General features: G+C 72.1%; 2 protein-coding genes. Both read right to left on the reverse strand.

From position 1 onward, the window contains the following. Nucleotides 1-108: 108 nt before the first annotated feature. Nucleotides 109-1,269: a hypothetical protein gene (locus AB0G02_RS37940; RefSeq protein ID WP_360804662.1), complete on the reverse strand. Its 1,161-nt coding sequence runs from the start codon at nucleotides 1,267-1,269 to the stop codon at nucleotides 109-111. 101 nt (nucleotides 1,270-1,370) lie between these two features. Beyond that, on the reverse strand, nucleotides 1,371-1,847 hold a 477-nt coding region (locus tag AB0G02_RS37945; RefSeq protein ID WP_360804665.1), incomplete at its 5' end, for a GDSL-type esterase/lipase family protein.

Raw genomic sequence — 1,847 nt, forward strand, 5'->3', positions numbered from 1 at the left:
GACTGGGTGTGGTCGGTACCGGGAGCGATCCGCCCCTGACCCGCCGCCGTGGGCACGCGGCGACCGACCGCGCTGCTGTCAGCGCACGGCGGCCGACCCCCGCCGCCGTCAGTAGGCGGACGCGCGCACCGCGAAGACCGAGCGGTTGCCCGCGTACTCCGTCAGCGACCACAGCTGCCCCTTGGCGGGCCAGTACGAGAAGTCCTCCGGCCCGACCGGCAGCACGTCGTAGTGCATCACCACCGAGCCGCCCGGCGTGAACGTGGCCAGGTCGCCCGCGTTGCCGCTGCCGTCGCTGGTGGACAGGTAGAACTTCCCGTCGACCGCGGTCGCGCCCTGCATGCTCTGCACGGAGACGTCGTAGGCCTCGCTCGCGTGGGCGTACCCGTCCGACGACGTGGTGAGCATCCGGGTGGTGTAGTCGATGGGGAACCGGAACAGCCGGCTGCCCGCGCCGGGGTTGGCGTACTCGCCGACGACCACGCTGTCCGGCGTGCTGGTGCGGTCCAGCGAGGCGAACGAGAACCGGATCGGCGCGTACCCGTTCGTGGTCGACTGGTTGTAGGCGAGCACCTGCGGCAGCACGTACTTGTAGCCGTAGGCCTGGTAGCTGCCGTCGGACTGGCGGCCGATGGCCGCGCTGTTCGTGGTGCTGGTCTGCCAGAGGTGCCGCAGGTCGAAGACCCGGAACCCGCTGCTCGTCGAGGCGACGTACAGGTACTGGCCGTACCAGAACATGCCACCGGCGTGCAGGTTGATCGGCCGGAACGAGGCCTGGCCGGAGCCGTTGGTGTACGGCTCGACCAGCAGCACGTGGCGGTAGGTCGGCGCGGAGGGGGTGGAGTAGTCGACGAACGAGACGCGGATGCCCCGGTCCACGCCGTCGGTGCCGTCGTCGTACCAGCTGACCAGGACCGCGGTCGAACCCTCGTAGGTCGCCTCGCCGTACGCGTCCGCGGTCGTGGTGATGCCCTGGGGGATCCAGTACGTGACGTCGTCGTCCCCGCTGTTCCAGCAGAACGCGGCGACCCGGTTGGCCGCGGCCGGCGAGCACGACGTGGCGACGCGGTTGCCGTCACCGACCACGGTCGGGACGCTGACGTTGGGCAGCGCGGCGTCGAGGTCGTCGACCAGCCCGGAGTAGCCGGTCGCCTTGAGGCGGAAGTTCACCGCGGGCAACGTCGTCGCCGCCTGCGCGGGCACCGCAGGCGCCACGGCCGACACGACCGCCGCCGCCAGCCCGACGAGAGCTGATCGGTACTTCTTCACCACGCCACCCCATTGTTGGTCGAGTATTGACGAACCGCCATCATGGCGGCACCCGTCACCCCGCGCAACAACCCGTGCCCGGTCCGCGACCGGCCTCGCGGTCAGACCCTGGGCCTGGCCTCGACCTCCACCCAGTCCGGGTGCTTGCCGACCTCGTCGTCACCGGACGAGATGCCGCGCAGCCGGCGGTTCAGCCAGGGGAGCACGTGCTCGCGGTAGTAGCGGGTCTCGGCGCGCAGGCTGCGCCGGGCGGCCGGGGCGGGGTCGACGGCGTGCGCCACGGTGGTGTGCCCCAGCGCGTCGAGGACCAGGGACGCGACCCGCTGGTGACCCGCGGCGTTGAGGTGCAGCCGGTCCGGCGACCAGTACTCGGCCCGGCGGACCTCCAGGTCGTGGAACGCGTCGACCAGCAGCACGTCGTGCCGGGCGGCGACCCGGGTGATGGCCGCGGTCAGGATCTCGGCCCGGCGGTGGATCGTGCGGCCGAACGGCAGCCGCTGCGACGGGTCCGCCCCGCTGAGCAGCACCAGCCGCACGCCGGCGACCTGGGTGGTCTGCGGCGCCGTCCCCGTCAGGAA

It is taken from the genome of Actinosynnema sp. NPDC023658 (assembly GCF_040639995.1).
GTDB lineage: Bacteria > Actinomycetota > Actinomycetes > Mycobacteriales > Pseudonocardiaceae > Actinosynnema.